Consider the following 16,483-nt stretch of genomic DNA (forward strand, 5'->3'; position numbering starts at 1 on the left):
ATGGCCGAACTGACCCTCCAGGAGCGCCTGCAGCCGTCGCTGCTCGACCGCCTCACCGACGATGAGCCGGGCAACCTCAAGGAAGCCGCGGAGCGCCGGGTGCTGACCCTGAACCAGCTGAAGGCCTCGGTGCTGCGCGACCTGGCGTGGCTGTTCAACACCACTTCGCTGTTCGACCACGGCCCCGCCGCACGGATGCCGGCCGGCAACTCGGTGCTCAACTACGGGCTGCCGGCGCTGGCCGGGCACACCGCGTCGAGCGTCGACGTGCATGCCATCGAGGCGCTGCTCACCGAGACCATCGCCACCTTCGAGCCGCGCATCATCCGTTCTTCGTTGCGGGTGCGCGCGCAACTGCTGCCCGGCGAGATGGACCACAACGCCCTGAGCTTCGAGATCGAGGGCGACCTCTGGGCCGAACCGGCGCCGCTGCGCCTGCTGCTGACCACCAACCTGGACCTGGAGACCGGCCACGTGCGCGTCGCCCAGGGCGAGCGGAGGCGTACATGAACCCGCGCCTGCTCGAGTACTACAACCAGGAATTGCAACACATCCGCGAAAGCGCCGCGGAGTTCGCCGAGGAATTCCCGAAGATCGCCGGGCGCCTGTCGCTGTCCGGCTTCGAGTGCGCCGACCCCTACGTCGAGCGCCTGCTGGAAGGCTTCGCCTATCTCACAGCGCGGGTCCAGCTGAAGCTCGACGCGGAGTACCCGACCTTCACCCACAACCTGTTGGAAATCGCCTACCCGCACTACCTGGCGCCGACCCCGTCGATGACCGTGGTGCAGTTGCGCCCGGCCCCCAACGAAGGCGCCCTGAGCAGCGGCTTCAGCGTCGAGCGCGGGGCCTCCCTGCGCGGCCAGCTCGGCCCCGATGACCAGACCGCCTGCGAATACCGCACCGCCCACCCGGTGACCCTGTGGCCGCTGGAAGTGGCCCAGGCCGACTACTTCGGCAATCCCGCCGCGGTGCTCGGCCGCCTCGCCGCCAGCGAGCCGCGGGCCAAGGCCGGCCTGCGCATCCGCCTGCGCAGCGGCGCCGGCATCCCGTTCGACAGCCTGTCGCTGGACGCCCTGCCGCTCTACCTGCACGGCGCCGACGAACAACCCTACCGCCTCTACGAACAATTGCTCGGCAACGCCTGCGCGGTGTTCGTCCGCGCCCCGGACAATGCCTGGGTCGAACGCCTGCCGACGAGCAGCCTGCGTGCGCGCGGCTTCGACGACGAGGACGCGCTGCTGCCGGTGGTGCCGCGGGCGTTCCAGGGCTACCGCCTGCTGCAGGAATACTTCGCCCTGCCGGCGCGCTTCCTGTTCGTCGAGTTCTCCGGCCTGAACCGCGCCCTGCGTCGATGCCACGGCGAGGAGCTGGAACTGGTCGTGCTGTTCGGCAAGCACGACCAGCGCCTGGAGGGCACGGTGGACGCGGAGCAACTGGTGCCGTTCTGCACCCCGGCGATCAACCTGTTCCCGCGCCGCTGCGACCGCATCCACCTGTCCGACCGGGTCAACGAGCATCACGTGATCGTCGACCGCACCCGTCCGCTGGATTTCGAGGTGCATTCGCTGCAACAGGTGAGCGGCCACGGCAGCGGTCCGGAGCAACCCTTCCAACCGTTCTATGCGGTGCGCGACCCGGCGCGCTACGGCCGCGAGCAGGCCTACTTCAGCGTGCGCCGCGAACCGCGCGTGCTGTCCAGCAAGCAGCGGCGCAAGGGCCCGCGCTCGACCTACGTCGGCAGCGAGACCTTCGTCGCCCTGGTCGACGCCAACCAGGCGCCCTATCGCCACGACCTGCGCCAGCTCGGCATCGCCGCGCTGTGCACCAACCGCGACCTGCCGCTGTTCATGCCGATCGGCGCGCACAAGAGCGACTTCACCCTGGAGGACAGCGCGCCGGTCATGCAGGTGCGCTGCCTCGCCGGACCGAGCCGGCCGCGCGCCAGCCGTGCCCACGATGCCAGCGCCTGGCGGCTGATCAGCCAGCTGTCGCTGAACTACCTGTCGCTGGCCGAGCGCGGCCAGGGCGCCGCCGCCCTGCGCGAGCTGCTGCGGCTCTACGGCGACAGCGGCGATCCGGCGCTGCAATTGCAGATCGAGGGCCTGCGCGAGGTCAGCAGCAAGCCTTGCACGCGGCGCCTGCCGATGCCCGGGCCGATCGTCTTCGGCCGTGGCCTGGAGATCACCCTGGACTTCGACGAGAACGCGTTCCGCGGCACCGGGGTGTTCCTTCTCGGCGCTGTGTTCGAGCGCTTCCTGGCACGCTACGTGTCGATCAACAGCTTTACCGAGACGGTGCTGCGCACCGGCGAACGGGGCGAGGTGATGAGATGGCAGGCGAAGCCGGGCAGCCGTCCGAACCTCTGAACCTGCTCGCCGGGATGGCGGCGGCGCCCTGGGACTATGACTTCTTCCAGGCGCTGCGGCGCATCGAGTGCGAGTCGCCGCAACTGCCGCGCCTCGGTCATTCGGTGCGGCTGGCGGACGACCCGCTGCGTCTCGGGCAGAAGCCCGACTGCACCTTCGCGCCCTCGACCCTGGCCTCGGTGAGCCAGGCCGGCACCGCTGCGGTGCCGCGCCTGGACCAGTTCTTCTTCGGCCTCACCGGCCCCAACGGGCCGCTGCCGCTGCACCTCACCGAATACGCCCGGGAACGCCAGCGCAACGTCAACGACGCGACCTTCAAGCGCTTCATGGACGTCTTCCACCACCGCCTGCTGACCCTGTTCTACCGGGCCTGGGCCGAGGCGCGGCCGGAGATCAGCCACGACCGGATCGACGACGACTACTGGTCGGCGCGCCTCGCCGCGCTCTCCGGGCGCGGCATGCCGAGCCTGCGGGGGCGCGAGCCGCTGGCGGATACCGCACGCTACTACTACACCGGCCACCTCGCCGCGCAGACCCGCTACCCGGACGGCCTGCGGGTGATCCTCGCGGAGTATTTCGAGGTCCCGGTGGCGGTCGAGGAATACGTCGGCCAATGGCTGGAGCTGCCCGAGCGCAGCCGCCTCGGCGTCGACTCGACGAGCCTGGGCATGGACGTCTGCCTGGGCACCCACGTCTGGGACCGCCAGCACAAGTTCCGCCTGCGCCTGGGGCCGCTGGACCTCGATCAATACCAGCGCTTCCTGCCCGACGGCGACCACTTCGTCGAGCTGGCCGCCTGGGTCGCCGAATACCTGGGCGAGGAGCTGGACTGGGACGTCAACCTGGTCCTGCAACGCCACGAAGTACCCCCGCTGGGCCTGCAGGGCGGCGGGCGGCTCGGTTTCAACACCTGGCTGGGCGATCCCGGCCAGGACGCCAGGGATCTACTGCTGGCCCGCCAGTACGCCACTGCGCGGCCGCACGAGCACAAGGAGAAGGAACATGAGTGAGATCAGTCGCGTTGCGCTGTTCGGCAAGCTGAACAGCCTGGCCTACAAGGCCATCGAGGCCGCCACGGTATTCTGCAAGCTGCGCGGCAATCCCTATGTCGAGCTGGTGCACTGGTTCCACCAGATCCTCCAGTTGCCGGACTCGGACCTGCACCAGATCGTCCGCCAGTCCGGGATCGACCCGGCGCGCCTGGCCAAGGACCTGACCGAGGCCCTCGACCGCCTGCCGCGCGGCTCGACCTCGATCACCGACCTGTCCTCCCATGTCGAGGAAGCGGTGGAGCGCGGCTGGGTCTACGGCAGCCTGATGTTCGGCGAGAGCCAGGTGCGCACCGGCTACCTGGTGATCGGCATCCTCAAGACGCCGAGCCTGCGCCATGCCCTCACCGGGCTGTCGGCGGAATTCGCCAAGCTCAAGGTCGAGGCGCTCACCGAGCGCTTCGACGAGTACGTCGGCGCCTCGCCGGAGAACGGCCTGTCGGCCAGCGACGGCTTCAACGCCGGCGCCGCCCCGGGCGAGGCCAGCGGCGCCCTGGCGCCGAGCGCGATGGGCAAGCAGGAGGCGCTCAAGCGCTTTACCGTGGACCTCACCGAGCAGGCCCGTAGCGGCAAGCTCGACCCCATCGTCGGGCGTGACGAGGAGATCCGCCAGTTGGTGGACATCCTCATGCGCCGCCGGCAGAACAACCCGATCCTCACCGGCGAGGCCGGCGTCGGCAAGACCGCGGTGGTGGAAGGCTTCGCCCTGCGCATCGTCGCCGGCGACGTCCCGCCGGCGCTGAAGGACGTCGAACTGCGCGCCCTCGACGTCGGCCTGCTGCAGGCCGGGGCGAGCATGAAGGGCGAGTTCGAGCAGCGCCTGCGCCAGGTGATCGAAGACGTGCAGAGTTCCGAGAAGCCGATCATCCTGTTCATCGACGAAGCCCACACCCTGGTCGGCGCCGGTGGCGCGGCCGGAACCGGCGACGCCGCCAACCTGCTCAAGCCGGCCCTGGCGCGCGGCACCCTGCGCACCGTGGCGGCGACCACCTGGGCCGAGTACAAGAAGCACATCGAGAAGGACCCGGCGCTGACCCGGCGTTTCCAGGTGGTGCAGGTGGACGAGCCGTCCGAGCACAAGGCCATCCTGATGATGCGCGGTGTCGCGTCGACCATGGAGAAGCACCACCAGGTGCAGATCCTCGACGAGGCGCTGGAGGCGGCGGTCCGGCTGTCGCACCGCTACATCCCGGCGCGCCAGCTGCCGGACAAGTCGGTGAGCCTGCTGGATACCGCCTGCGCGCGCACCGCCATCAGCCTGCACGCGGTGCCGGCCGAGGTCGACGATAGCCGCCGGCGCATCGAGGCGCTGGAAACCGAGCTGGCGATCATCCGCCGCGAGAGCGCCATCGGCGTCGCCACCGCCGAACGCCAGCGCAACGCCGAGACCCTGCTGGCCGAGGAGCGCGAGCGCCTGGCCGCCCTGGAGCAGCGCTGGGCCGAGGAAAAACGCCTGGTCGACGAACTGCTGGAGACCCGCGCCCGTCTGCGTGCCGCCGCCGAAGCGGTGGACGCCGGCGGCGTGCCGCTGGGCGAAGGCGAGGCGCGTCTCGACGAGGAACAGCGCCAGGCGCTGCATGCGCGGCTGGCGGAGCTGCAGGCGCAACTGAGCGCGTTGCAGGGCGAAGAGCCGCTGATCCTGCCGACCGTGGACTACCAGGCGGTGGCCTCGGTGGTCGCCGACTGGACCGGCATCCCGGTCGGCCGCATGGCGCGCAACGAGATCGAGACCGTGCTCAACCTCGACCGGCACCTGAAGAAGCGCATCATCGGCCAGGACCACGCGCTGGAGATGATCGCCAAGCGCATCCAGACTTCCCGCGCCGGCCTCGACAACCCGAGCAAGCCGATCGGCGTGTTCATGCTCGCCGGCACCTCCGGGGTGGGCAAGACCGAGACCGCGCTGGCCTTGGCCGAGGCCATGTACGGCGGCGAGCAGAATGTCATCACCATCAACATGAGCGAGTTCCAGGAAGCCCACACCGTCTCCACCCTCAAGGGCGCCCCGCCCGGCTACATCGGCTACGGCGAGGGTGGCGTGCTGACCGAGGCGGTGCGTCGCAAGCCCTACAGCGTGGTGCTGCTGGATGAAGTGGAGAAGGCCCACCCGGATGTCCACGAGATCTTCTTCCAGGTCTTCGACAAGGGCGTGATGGAGGACGGCGAAGGCCGGGTGATCGACTTCAAGAACACCCTGATCCTGCTCACCACCAACGCCGGCACCGAGATGATCGCCAGCCTCTGCGCCGATCCGGAACTGATGCCCGAGCCGGAAGCCATCGCCAAGTCGCTGCGCGAACCGCTGCTGAAGATCTTCCCGCCGGCGCTGCTCGGCCGCCTGGTGACCATCCCCTACTACCCGCTCAGCGACGACATGCTCAAGGCCATTTCGCGCCTGCAACTGGGGCGGATCAAGAAGCGCGTGGAGGCGACCCACAAGGTGCCGTTCGAGTTCGACGAGGGCGTCGTCGACCTGATCGTCTCGCGCTGCACCGAGACCGAGAGCGGCGGCCGGATGATCGACGCGATCCTCACCAACACGCTGTTGCCGGACATGAGCCGCGAGTTCCTCACCCGCATGCTCGAAGGCAAGCCGTTGGCCGGGGTACGTATCAGTAGCCGCGACAACCAGTTCCACTACGACTTCGCCGAGGCCGAGTGACAACCGGCGACACGCAGAGCAGTAGAAGGAACCGTCGATGGGATTGATGCAACTGACCCGCCTGGTCCAGGTGGATTGCCCGCTGGGGCCGGACGTGCTGCTGTTGCAGCGCATGGAGGGACGCGAGGAACTGGGACGGCTGTTCGCCTACGAGCTGCACCTGGTATCGGAAAATCCCAACCTGCCGCTGGAGCAGTTGCTCGGCAAGCCGATGAGCCTGTCGCTGGAGCTGCCCGGCGGCAGCCGGCGCTTCTTTCACGGCATCGTCGCGCGCTGTAGCCAGGTGGCCGGGCACGGCCAGTTCGCCGGCTACCAGGCCACCCTGCGGCCCTGGCTGTGGCTGCTGACGCGCACCTCCGACTGCCGCATCTTCCAGAACCAGAGCGTGCCGGAGATCATCAAGCAGGTGTTCCGCGACCTCGGCTTTTCCGATTTCGAGGATGCCCTCACGCGCCCCTACCGCGAGTGGGAATACTGCGTGCAGTACCGCGAGACCAGCTTCGACTTCATCAGCCGGCTGATGGAACAGGAAGGCATCTACTACTGGTTCCGCCATGAGCAGAAGCGCCACATCCTGGTGCTCTCCGACGCCTACGGCGCGCATCGCAGCCCGGCTGGCTACGCCAGCGTGCCGTACTACCCGCCGACCCTCGGCCATCGCGAGCGCGACCACTTCTTCGACTGGCAGATGGCACGCGAGGTCCAGCCCGGTTCGCTGACCCTCAACGACTACGACTTCCAGCGCCCCGGCGCGCGCCTGGAGGTGCGTTCGAACATCGCCCGGCCGCACGCGGCGGCCGACTACCCGCTGTACGACTATCCCGGCGAATACGTGCAGAGCCAGGACGGCGAGCAGTACGCGCGCAACCGCATCGAGGCGATCCAGGCGCAGCACGAGCGCGTGCGCCTGCGCGGCGTGGTGCGCGGGATCGGCGCCGGGCACCTGTTCCGCCTGAGCGGCTATCCGCGCGATGACCAGAACCGCGAGTACCTGGTGGTCGGCGCCGAATACCGGGTGGTCCAGGAACTCTACGAAACCGGCAGCGGCGGCGCCGGCTCGCAGTTCGAGAGCGAGCTGGACTGCATCGACGCCAGCCAGTCGTTCCGTCTCCTGCCGCAGACTCCGGTACCGGTGGTGCGAGGTCCGCAGACCGCGGTGGTGGTCGGACCCAAGGGCGAGGAGATCTGGACCGACCAGTACGGCCGGGTCAAGGTGCACTTCCACTGGGATCGCCACGACCAGTCGAACGAGAACAGCTCCTGCTGGATTCGCGTGTCCCAGGCCTGGGCCGGGAAGAACTGGGGTTCGATGCAGATCCCGCGGATCGGCCAGGAAGTGATCGTCAGCTTCCTCGAAGGCGACCCGGACCGGCCGATCATCACCGGGCGGGTCTACAACGCCGAGCAGACGGTGCCCTACGAGCTGCCGGCGAACGCCACCCAGAGCGGGATGAAGAGCCGTTCGAGCAAGGGCGGCACGCCGGCCAACTTCAACGAGATCCGCATGGAGGACAAGAAGGGCGCCGAGCAGTTATACATCCACGCCGAGCGCAACCAGGACAACCTGGTCGAGAACGATGCCTCGCTGTCGGTCGGCCACGACCGCAACAAGAGCATCGGCCACGACGAGCTGGCGCGCATCGGCAACAACCGCACCCGCGCGGTGAAGCTCAACGACACCCTGTTGGTGGGCGGGGCGAAGAGCGACAGCGTCACCGGCACCTACCTGATCGAGGCCGGCGCGCAGATCCGCCTGGTCTGCGGCAAGAGCGTGGTGGAGTTCAACGCCGACGGCACCATCAATATCTCCGGCAGCGCCTTCAACCTCTACGCCAGCGGCAACGGCAACATCGACACCGGCGGCCGCCTCGACCTCAATTCCGGCGGCGCCAGCGAGGTCGACGCCAAGGGCAAGGGCGTGCAGGGCACCATCGACGGCCAGGTACAGGCGATGTTTCCGCCGCCGGCGAAGGGCTGAGGCGGCGGCATCCTGGCTGCCCGCCCTTGGGCAGGACGCCGCGGGAGCCTTGACGATTCGCGCATGTCCTCGCCAGGCAGAAGCGGCGGTCGCTCAAGACCGATGGTGTTGCGCTCAGGGCAGATCGACTTTCAGGCCGCGGCCAGTGCGTATACCGACGTAATAGGCGTCCTTGAGGGCCCTGGAGAGTTCCGGGTCGGTTTCGTCGAATTCCTTCACGGCGATGCTGCCGAGGGTCAACCGGTGCAGTGCGGAACGATCCAGGCTGCGGTCGAGCAGGACGGACCTGATGTACTGCAATTGCTTTTCCGCGGACAGCAGGACCTCGTATCCCGGATAGCGGGCCAGCCGGTCGACGACCAGCGCCAGAGCGCGGTCGATGTATTCGATGGGTGTCATGATCCCTCCCGGGGAAGCAGACCGAAGGAGCCTTTCTCGTTGGAGAACAGTTGTTGCGCGCCGCCTTTGGCGGGATATGACTGTCCCTTTACCGACCAGAAGTCATCGGTCGGCGCAGCGGTGCTGCGCAGGACCTCGACCTTCTGGGTCGTCCTGTAGGAGTTGAGGACCTTGGGTTCGATGGTGTTCGCCGCCCGGTTGGTGCCCATGGGGTTGATTCCCAGCTCCGTGGGCTGCACGCGCGGGCTGAGTGTATACCAGTTGCCCTGCGGCGCTCCGGGGGACTGGTACTGCCACAGGTTCTTGCCGGGCGCGAGGGTTTCCACACGGACCGGATGGTTGAAGTCCAGGCCGTTCATGTACGACTCGGCATCGGCAGGATCGATGTCCTTCGACTTGAAGAACTTGGCGGCGGTTTCACGATTCCCGCGGTAGTTGATGTCGTGGTCGAGGTTGCCGGAACGACCGAACTTGTTGTTCAGGTAGGCGCGTCGTTGCGCGGTTTCGGAGGTCACCGCTGCCGGACGACGACCGGCGAGTTTCGGCCCGAAGCCCAGCAATGCCATCCCCGCCACGCCCTGGAACAGGTCGCGGTAGCCGGGACCGAGGCGGTCGCCGAGGTCGCCGAGCAGGGCCATGCCGCCCATCATCAGCCCGCCGATGGCGACGAAGCCGGCCAGCGCCGCGACCCCGGCCATCGCCGCCAGCAGCAGGCCGCCGGCAAGGGCCGCCAGGCCCAGCGCCTCGAGGCCGGTGTGCAGCCATTCCTCCAGGTCGAGGACGAAGGCCACCCGCTCGGTGGGGCCGCCGATGAAGGTGTCCTGGCTGCCGGTCTTGATGTGCGCGCCGCAGACCATCTTGCTCTGCAGGCGCGCCGCCGGCTTGCCGTTGATGTACACGGTGGCGCTGCCTTCGGCGATCAGCACCGGGAACGGCCACAGCGGATGGTTCAGCGGCAGGCCGCTGCAGGTGGCGGAGACGTCGTCGCCGGCGCGCATCGCGTTGCGACTGTTCACGTAGACGTTGAAGCTGCCGCGTATGAGCACCCCGGTGGTCGGCTCGGGTAGCTCGAAGATGGTGGTCAGGCCCTTGACGATCTGGAACATCGACAGCCCGCCGGCGGCGATCGAGCCGGCCAGGATCACCGCGGCCAGGCCGCCGGTGGCGGCGGTGGCGGCGACCACGGCGGCGCCGATCAGGGCTCCGGCCACGGCTCCGGCGACCATCGCGGCGACACCGAAACCGTGGGCTATCTCATCGCCCAGTCGGGCGGCGGCTTGCGCATCCATGCGTCGGTACTCGGATCAGCTAGGGGTCGGGCGCGGGACCAGGGTCTGCATCGCCTGCTTCCAGGCCGGCTCGTGGTGCGGCAGGTCAGCCGGGGTGGTGGTCAGGGTGGTGATCAGCACCGCCGGGCGGCGCTCGATGAACACCTGGCGCAGCATCAGGTCGCGGCCCTCGCGCTGCCACTGGTAGTCGAGGAGCACGGCGGCGTGGCCGTGGATGTTGATGTCCCAGCGCTTGTGCAGCTTGAAGCCGGGCAATTGCTTCTCGGCATTCTCCAGTTGGCGGGCGACATAGTCGGCGAACGGCGCGTCGCCCTGGCTGGCGTCGCGGCTGATGACGAAACTGGCTTCGCGGGCGGGGCCGCTGGCGGGGAGCTTGAAGATGTTGATGCTCTGGTCCTGCCAGGCATCTGGAATCTCGAGATCGGCTTCGTGGAGGCGATAGAGCGTCACTGTGTTAACCCCTTCCCTAGGATTCTGAGTGAGTCATTGCTGGACAAAAGCTTTACGGAATGTTGCTCGCGAATCAAGGCTTTCCTGGCCCGGAGCGGCCTTTCGTGATGGCCTTCTGCCTGTTCGCCGTCGGTCGGGGCGCTCGTCGGAATCTGTGTCACGCATCTCCCCTTTCCACCGCATCCGCGCCTATGCTGCTTGGGTGGTGCCGCTCCAACGGCGCCAGTGATGGACGTGGATCAAGGATGATTTCATGGCACTTGCGCAACAGACCCGCCTGGTCCGGGTCGACAGTCCGCTCGGCGCGGAGGTCCTGCAATTGCAGCGAATGGAGGGTCGCGAAGAGCTCGGCCGGCCGTTCGCCTACGAGCTGGAACTGATCTCGGAAAACCCCGACCTGCCACTCGACGGGCTGCTGGGCAAGCCGGCCAGCCTGGCGCTGGAACTGCACGACGGCAGCCGGCGGCATTTCCACGGCATCGTCGCCGCTTGCAGCCAGGGATCCGGCAACGGCCAGTTCGCCAGCTACCAGGTCACCCTGCGCCCCTGGCTGTGGCTGCTGACGCGCACCTCCGACTGCCGCATCTTCCAGAACCAGAAGGTCCCGGACATCATCAAGCAGGTGTTCCGCGACCTCGGCTTCTCCGACTTCGAGGACGCCCTGAGCCGCTCCTACCGCGAGTGGGAATACTGCGTGCAGTACCGCGAGACCAGTTTCGACTTCGTCAGCCGGCTGATGGAGCAGGAAGGCATCTACTACTGGTTCCGCCACGAGCAGAGCCGCCACATCCTGGTGCTCTCCGACGCCTACGGCGCGCACCAGAGCCCGCCGAACTACGCCAGCGTGCCCTACTACCCGCCGACCCTGGAACAGCGCGAGCGCGACCATTTCTACGACTGGCACATGGCGCGCGAGGTGCAGTCCGGCTCACTGAGCCTCAACGACTACGACTTCCAGCGTCCCGGCGCGCGCCTGGAGGTGCGTTCGAACATCGCCCGCTCGCACGCGGCGGCCGACTACCCGCTGTACGACTACCCCGGCGAATACGTGCAGAGCCAGGACGGCGAGCAGTACGCGCGGACCCGCATCGAAGCCTTGCAGGCGCGCTACGAACGGGTGCGCCTGCGCGGCCGCGCCCGCGGCCTGGGTTCGGGCCACCTGTTCAAGCTCAGCGGCTACCCGCGCGAGGACCAGAACCGCGAGTACCTGGTGGTCGGCGCCGAGTACCGGGTGGTCCAGGAACTCTACGAGACCGGCGGCGGCGGGGTCGGCGCGCAGTTCGAGAGCGAGCTGGACTGCATCGATGCCGGCCAGGCCTACCGCCCCTTGCCGACCACTCCGCTGCCGATCGTCCGTGGCCCGCAGACTGCGGTGGTGGTCGGGCCCAAGGGCGAGGAGATCTGGACCGACCAGTACGGCCGGGTCAAGGTGCATTTCCACTGGGACCGCCACGACCAGTCCAACGAGAACAGCTCCTGCTGGATGCGCGTCTCCCAGGCCTGGGCGGGGAAGAACTGGGGCTCGATCCAGATCCCGCGGATCGGCCAGGAAGTGATCGTCAGCTTCCTCGAAGGCGACCCGGACCGGCCGATCATCACCGGGCGGGTCTACAACGCCGAGCAGACGGTGCCCTACGAGCTGCCGGCGAACGCTACCCAGAGCGGCACCAAGAGCCGTTCGAGCAAGGGCGGCACGCCGGCCAACTTCAACGAGATCCGCATGGAGGACAAGAAGGGCGCCGAGCAGTTGTTCATCCATGCCGAGAAGAACCAGGACATCGAGGTCGAGAACGACGAGACCCACTGGGTCGGCCACGACCGGACCAAGACCATCGACCACGACGAGACCGTGCACGTGAAGCACGATCGCACCGAGACCGTGGACAACAACGAGACCATAACCATCGGCGTCGACCGCACCGAGAAGGTCGGCAACAACGAGAAGATCAGTATCGGCGCGAACCGCACCGAGGACGTCGGCAGCAACGAGACCATCAGCATCGGCGTCGACCGCACCGAGAAGGTCGGCAGCAACGAGAAGATCAGCATCGGTGCCAATCGCACCGAGGACGTCGGCAACGACGAGACCATCAGCATCGGCGCGAACCGTAGCGAGTCGGTGGGCAACAACGAGACGATCAGCATCGGCGCCGACCGCAGCGAGTCGGTGGGCGCCAACGAGACCATCGACATAGGCGGCAACCAGAGCACCAGCATCGGCAAGAACGAGTCGCGCAGCGTCGGCCAGGGCCGCGATACCTCGGTGGGCAAGGACGATAGCCTGGACGTGGGCAAGAGCTTCACGCTCAACGCCGGCGACTCGATCACCCTGGTCACCGGTGCCGCCAGCATCCGCATGAAGAAGGACGGCAGCATCGTCATCAGCGGCAAGAACATCACCATCGACGGATCCGGGGCGATCAACGTCAAGGCCGACAAGAACGTGGTGGTGAAGGGACGCAAGATCCTCCAGAACTGAAGCGGCGCAGAGCCAGGGAGTCAGCGCATGAGTGTCGAGATCCATCTACCCGGGGCCGCGACGGCCCTTCCCGCGCGCCTGGACGGTGTGGTCATCGGCGTCCTCCTCGACGTGCCGGACGCCGCCGCTCCGGTGGTCGCCTATCCCGGTTGCCCGAGCGAGCACGGCCTGGCGGCGGCCACCACCACCCAGCTCAGTCGCGCCGACATCGGCGCCCAGGTAGCGCTGATGTTCGTCGCCGGCGATCCGCGCCAGCCGCTGCTGATCGGCCGCATCCAGCGCCTGCCGCAGGAAGCGCTGGCGCAACTGGACGGCGAGCGCCTGGAGTTCAGTGCCGAACGCGAGATCGTCCTGCGTTGTGGCAAGGCCAGCATCACCCTGACCCGCGCCGGCAAGGTGATCATCCGTGGCGCCTATCTTTCCAGCCGCTCCACCGGGGTCAACCGGATCAAGGGCGGTTCGGTGCAGATCAACTGAGCGCGGCGGGCCCGACATGGAACTGTTGAACGCCACCCCGCTGGCCGCCGCCTACAACCAGGGGCTCGACGCCGAAGGCCGGGAGTCGCTGGTGGTGATCGCCAAGGGCAGTTTCGACCTGCCGCTGGACGGTCGCGAGGCGCGCCTGCTGGACGAGCAGCAGACGCTGCTGATGGTCGATGAATTCTATGGCGAGCCGGGGTTTTCCGCGCCGCGCCGGGAGTGCGAGTTCGTTCCCTTCAAGCCGTTCTGCGATGTGCTGGTGCTGGGCAGCGCCCAGGCGCCCGGCGGGCGGCCGGTACAGCAGTTGACCGCGGGCATCCGCGTCGGCCGGGTGAGCAAGGCGCTGACGGTGCATGGGCCGCGCCAGTGGGAACCGGGATTGCTCGGTGCCGGCGCGGGCGTCGCGCAGCCGTTCCAGAGCCAGGACATTTCCTACGCCAGTGCCTTCGGCGGCAGCCATGCCTCGCCGGACAACCCCGGTTTCATGGATTGCTACATGGCCAATCCGGCCGGATGTGGCTGGTTTCCGCGCAGCGCCGACACCGCCGAGATCGTCGGCACGCCGATGCCGGCCACGGAAAAGCTCGGCGAGCCGGTGGACAGCCCCCACGGCCGCTTCACGCCGATGGCGCTCGGCCCGCTCGGCCGCCACTGGCAGGCCCGGGTCGGCTTCGCCGGCCGCTACGACGACGCCTGGCTGGCCGAGCGCTTCCCGTTCCTGCCCGCCGACTTCGACGAGCGCTACTTCCAGTCCGCGCCGGCCGACCAGTGGACCGACCATCTGCGCGGCGGCGAGGAGGTCCTGCTGCTCAACCTCACCGGCGAGGAGCGCGCGGCCTTCCGCGTGCCGCGCAGGGAGGTCCCGGTGACCTTCTTCCTGAAAAAGGGTGGCCACGAAACCGCGCAGGCACGGATCGATACCCTGCTGGTGGACTGCGACGCCCGTCGCGTGGAAGTCACCTGGCGCATTCGCCGACCGTTGAAGCGCAACCTGTTCGAGATCGCCCAGGTGCTGGTCGGCAGCAAGTCCGCCGCCTGGTGGCGCGCCCGCGAGCTGGGCAAGGACTACTACCCCTCGCTTGCCGCGTTGGCACGCAGCCGCCAGGCCGAGGAGGACGAGGCATGAGCCAGGCCCTGAGCATCGTCGCTTCCGGCATGGTCAGCGCGGTGGGTCTCAGCGCGCCGGCCAGCTGCGCGGCGATCCGCTGCGCCCTGGACAACTTCCAGGAAACCCGTTTCATCGACCAGGGCGGCGAATGGTTGCTTGCCGCCAGCGTGCCGCTGGAGCAGCCCTGGCGCGGCCGCGCCAAGCTGCTGAAGATGGCTGCGCGAGCCATCGACGAGGCCTTGCGCGGCCAGCCCGATCTCGATTGCACGGAGCTGCCGCTGCTGCTCTGCGTCGCCGAGGGCGACCGTCCCGGACGCTGCGCGGGGCTCGACGAGTCTTTCCTGCGTGACCTGGAAGGCGAGCTGGGACGACGCTTCCATCCCTCCTCGGCACTCATCGCCCGTGGCCGGGTCGGTGGCGCGGTGGCCCTGCTCAACGCGCGCAAGCTGATCCAGGGCGGCTGCCGGCAGGTCCTGGTGGCCGGCGTCGACTCCTTCGTCAGCGGCCCGACCCTGGCCGCCTACGAGGCCCGCGAGCGGCTGCTGACCAGCCAGAACTCCAACGGCTTCATTCCCGGCGAGGGCGCCGCCGCCGTGCTGGTCGCCGCGCCGCTCCACGAGGAGGCGCCGCAGCTGCTCTGCATCGGCCTCGGCTTCGGCGTCGAGAAGGCCACGGTGGAGAGCGAGGACCTGCCGCTGCGCGCCGACGGCCTGAGCCAGGCCGTGCGCGCCGCCCTCGCCGAGGCTGGCTGCGGCCTGGAGCAGATGGACTACCGGCTCACCGACATTTCCGGCGAGCAGTACTACTTCAAGGAGGCCTCGCTGACCCTGAGTCGCAACCTGCGCGTGCTCAAGCCGAAGTTCGACCTCTGGCACCCCGCCGACTGCATCGGCGAATGCGGCGCCGCCATCGGCCCGGCGTTGCTCGCCGTGGCCCTGGCCGCTTCGCGCAAGGGCTACGGCGACGGGCCGAACGTGTTCTGCCACCTGGGCAACGACGCCGGCGAACGCGCCGCCGCGCTGCTCAGCTATCGACGGGTGAGGGCTGCCTGATGGCCAACGAGGTGTACGCCAACAACATGGAGATCTCCTGCAAGGCGGCGAGCGGCAAGTCCATCGCGGCCTTCCCGGATGTCTGCTTCACCCCGCCGCAGGCGCCGCCGACGCCGTTGGGGGTACCGATCCCCTACCCCAATACCGGCCTGTCCAAGGACACCACCAAAGGTACCCGGACCATTCGCATCACCCGCAAGGAGGTGATGCTGAAGAACAAGAGCTACTACAAGACCAGCTACGGCGACGAGCCGGGGCGGGCGCCGAAGAAGGGCATCGTCACCAGCAAGATCAAGGGCAAGGTGTACTTCACCTCCTGGTCGATGAACGTCAAGTTCGAAAGCAAGAACGTGGTTCGCCACCTCGACCTGACCACCCACAACCACGCGTCCTTTCCTGGCAATACGCCGGTCTGGCCCTACCTCGACCAGGCCACCGTCGATGCTGGTGGTGGACCGTGCAGCAATGAAGTGAAGAAGGAGAAGAAGGATTGCGCTGACTTCAAGCCGCATGGCAGCAAGGATGCCTGCGCTGGCCTTGGCGCGGGCAAGCCTTCCGGCAAGAAGACCAGCAACGAAGCTGACCGACTGGCAGACAAGGTCGCTGCCCGAAAATGCCTGACCGCGCGCCGGTGTGCCCTGCAACCGTACAAGCCGAACAGTTGCTGCCCGCAGCAGACCGCTCACCACCTGATCGAGGCCAGCGCCTTGCACGACAAGGGACGTGGTGGAAAAGGCTCGGTACCCCTCAAGGGGATATCCAACTATTCGGAGAACAAGGCTCCTTGCGTCTGCGCGGAGGGCGTCAATCAGAACGTGGGTACCCACGGCCTCATGCACACGTTCCAGAGCGCTGCTGCCGCGAAGTCGCGCAGTGGAACCCTGCAATTGTCCAATGGCAGCTCCATCTCCGCGAAGAAGACCACCTACGGAACGGCGAAACGTCAATCCATGGCTGCCATGGGCAAGGTCTTTCCGCAGTCGAAATGCTCGAAGGAATGTCTGTCCGCTCAGCTCGACAACTATCACAAGCAGTGCGGAATCAACGCCAGAACACCCATCAAGGCCGTTGAAACCGGCCAGACCGACGTCACGGCTGCGACGCAGGCGATAAAGACCCGCAATGCGCGTCTTGGCGCCACGAGGAGTCGAGTCCGCTAGTGACCGTTACA

The 16,483-nt window shown here is 67.8% G+C and carries 13 protein-coding genes; 10 read left to right on the plus strand and 3 right to left on the minus strand.

The window, feature by feature from the left end; genetic code table 11:
* The 5 genes from tssE to vgrG1a are packed head-to-tail and all read left to right on the plus strand — an operon-like array spanning position 1 to position 8,055.
* Complete coding sequence (gene tssE / locus AT700_RS00450) at positions 1-510, plus strand: type VI secretion system baseplate subunit TssE (RefSeq protein WP_003104971.1); 510 nt, start codon at positions 1-3, stop codon at positions 508-510.
* Positions 507-2,366, plus strand: coding sequence for a type VI secretion system baseplate subunit TssF (gene tssF / locus AT700_RS00455; RefSeq protein WP_048520692.1), 1,860 nt, complete (start codon positions 507-509; stop codon positions 2,364-2,366). Before tssE ends, tssF begins: the two co-directional genes overlap by 4 nt.
* Positions 2,330-3,376 (plus strand): type VI secretion system baseplate subunit TssG, encoded by a 1,047-nt coding sequence (tssG, locus tag AT700_RS00460; RefSeq protein ID WP_003104969.1) that lies wholly within the window; start codon positions 2,330-2,332, stop codon positions 3,374-3,376. The genes tssF and tssG overlap by 37 nt, the downstream gene beginning before the upstream one ends.
* Positions 3,369-6,077, plus strand: coding sequence for a type VI secretion system ATPase TssH (tssH, locus tag AT700_RS00465; RefSeq protein ID WP_010793589.1), 2,709 nt, complete (start codon positions 3,369-3,371; stop codon positions 6,075-6,077). Before tssG ends, tssH begins: the two co-directional genes overlap by 8 nt.
* A gap of 46 nt (positions 6,078-6,123) precedes the next feature.
* Positions 6,124-8,055 (plus strand): type VI secretion system spike protein VgrG1a, encoded by a 1,932-nt coding sequence (gene vgrG1a / locus AT700_RS00470; RefSeq protein WP_079455000.1) that lies wholly within the window; start codon positions 6,124-6,126, stop codon positions 8,053-8,055.
* 114 nt (positions 8,056-8,169) lie between these two features.
* On the opposite strand, the gene AT700_RS00475 is transcribed toward vgrG1a, so the two are convergent.
* Genes AT700_RS00475 through eagT6 form a run of 3 tightly spaced genes read right to left on the minus strand, consistent with a single transcriptional unit; the run spans position 8,170 to position 10,193 of the window.
* Positions 8,170-8,454, minus strand: a complete 285-nt coding sequence (locus AT700_RS00475) for an immunity protein Tsi6 family protein (RefSeq protein WP_003104961.1) — start codon at positions 8,452-8,454, stop codon at positions 8,170-8,172.
* Positions 8,451-9,743 carry an NAD(P)+ glycohydrolase Tse6 gene (gene tse6, locus AT700_RS00480; protein WP_003104959.1) on the minus strand — a complete coding sequence of 431 codons (1,293 nt, stop codon included), beginning with the start codon at positions 9,741-9,743 and terminating at the stop codon, positions 8,451-8,453. The genes AT700_RS00475 and tse6 overlap by 4 nt, the downstream gene beginning before the upstream one ends.
* 15 nt (positions 9,744-9,758) lie before the next feature.
* Positions 9,759-10,193, minus strand: a complete 435-nt coding sequence (gene eagT6, locus AT700_RS00485) for a type VI secretion system effector EagT6 (RefSeq protein ID WP_003083692.1) — start codon at positions 10,191-10,193, stop codon at positions 9,759-9,761.
* A 253-nt stretch (positions 10,194-10,446) separates the two neighbouring features.
* On the opposite strand from eagT6, the gene vgrG1b reads away from it, so the two are divergent.
* The 5 genes from vgrG1b to tse7 are packed head-to-tail and all read left to right on the plus strand — an operon-like array spanning position 10,447 to position 16,472.
* Entirely contained in the window at positions 10,447-12,672 is a 2,226-nt protein-coding gene (gene vgrG1b, locus AT700_RS00490) for a type VI secretion system spike protein VgrG1b (RefSeq protein ID WP_012613440.1), read from the plus strand.
* Positions 12,673-12,699: 27 nt separating this feature from the next.
* On the plus strand, positions 12,700-13,149 hold the full coding sequence (locus AT700_RS00495) for a DUF6484 domain-containing protein (protein WP_016852316.1): 450 nt from the start codon (positions 12,700-12,702) through the stop codon (positions 13,147-13,149).
* A gap of 16 nt (positions 13,150-13,165) precedes the next feature.
* Positions 13,166-14,278: a DUF2169 family type VI secretion system accessory protein gene (locus tag AT700_RS00500; RefSeq protein WP_003101197.1), complete on the plus strand. Its 1,113-nt coding sequence runs from the start codon at positions 13,166-13,168 to the stop codon at positions 14,276-14,278.
* Complete coding sequence (locus tag AT700_RS00505; protein ID WP_003115088.1) at positions 14,275-15,312, plus strand: 3-oxoacyl-ACP synthase; 1,038 nt, start codon at positions 14,275-14,277, stop codon at positions 15,310-15,312. Before AT700_RS00500 ends, AT700_RS00505 begins: the two co-directional genes overlap by 4 nt.
* Positions 15,312-16,472, plus strand: a complete 1,161-nt coding sequence (tse7, locus tag AT700_RS00510; protein ID WP_003083698.1) for a type VI secretion system effector Dnase Tse7 — start codon at positions 15,312-15,314, stop codon at positions 16,470-16,472. The genes AT700_RS00505 and tse7 overlap by 1 nt, the downstream gene beginning before the upstream one ends.
* Positions 16,473-16,483 lie beyond the last annotated feature (11 nt).

Source organism: Pseudomonas aeruginosa, assembly GCF_001457615.1.
Taxonomy (GTDB): Bacteria; Pseudomonadota; Gammaproteobacteria; order Pseudomonadales; family Pseudomonadaceae; genus Pseudomonas; species Pseudomonas aeruginosa.

Excerpts from the sequence above, each read along its gene's own strand:
- tssE (WP_003104971.1), top strand. The coding sequence starts at position 1 with ATGGCCGAACTGACCCTCCAGGAGCGCCTGCAGCCGTCGCTGCTCGAC.
- tssF (WP_048520692.1), top strand. The coding sequence starts at position 507 with ATGAACCCGCGCCTGCTCGAGTACTACAACCAGGAATTGCAACACATC.
- tssG (WP_003104969.1), top strand. The coding sequence starts at position 2,330 with ATGGCAGGCGAAGCCGGGCAGCCGTCCGAACCTCTGAACCTGCTCGCC.
- tssH (WP_010793589.1), top strand. The coding sequence starts at position 3,369 with ATGAGTGAGATCAGTCGCGTTGCGCTGTTCGGCAAGCTGAACAGCCTG.
- vgrG1a (WP_079455000.1), top strand. The coding sequence starts at position 6,124 with ATGCAACTGACCCGCCTGGTCCAGGTGGATTGCCCGCTGGGGCCGGAC.
- AT700_RS00475 (WP_003104961.1), bottom strand. The coding sequence starts at position 8,454 with ATGACACCCATCGAATACATCGACCGCGCTCTGGCGCTGGTCGTCGAC.
- tse6 (WP_003104959.1), bottom strand. The coding sequence starts at position 9,743 with ATGGATGCGCAAGCCGCCGCCCGACTGGGCGATGAGATAGCCCACGGT.
- vgrG1b (WP_012613440.1), top strand. The coding sequence starts at position 10,447 with ATGGCACTTGCGCAACAGACCCGCCTGGTCCGGGTCGACAGTCCGCTC.
- AT700_RS00495 (WP_016852316.1), top strand. The coding sequence starts at position 12,700 with ATGAGTGTCGAGATCCATCTACCCGGGGCCGCGACGGCCCTTCCCGCG.
- AT700_RS00500 (WP_003101197.1), top strand. The coding sequence starts at position 13,166 with ATGGAACTGTTGAACGCCACCCCGCTGGCCGCCGCCTACAACCAGGGG.
- AT700_RS00505 (WP_003115088.1), top strand. The coding sequence starts at position 14,275 with ATGAGCCAGGCCCTGAGCATCGTCGCTTCCGGCATGGTCAGCGCGGTG.
- tse7 (WP_003083698.1), top strand. The coding sequence starts at position 15,312 with ATGGCCAACGAGGTGTACGCCAACAACATGGAGATCTCCTGCAAGGCG.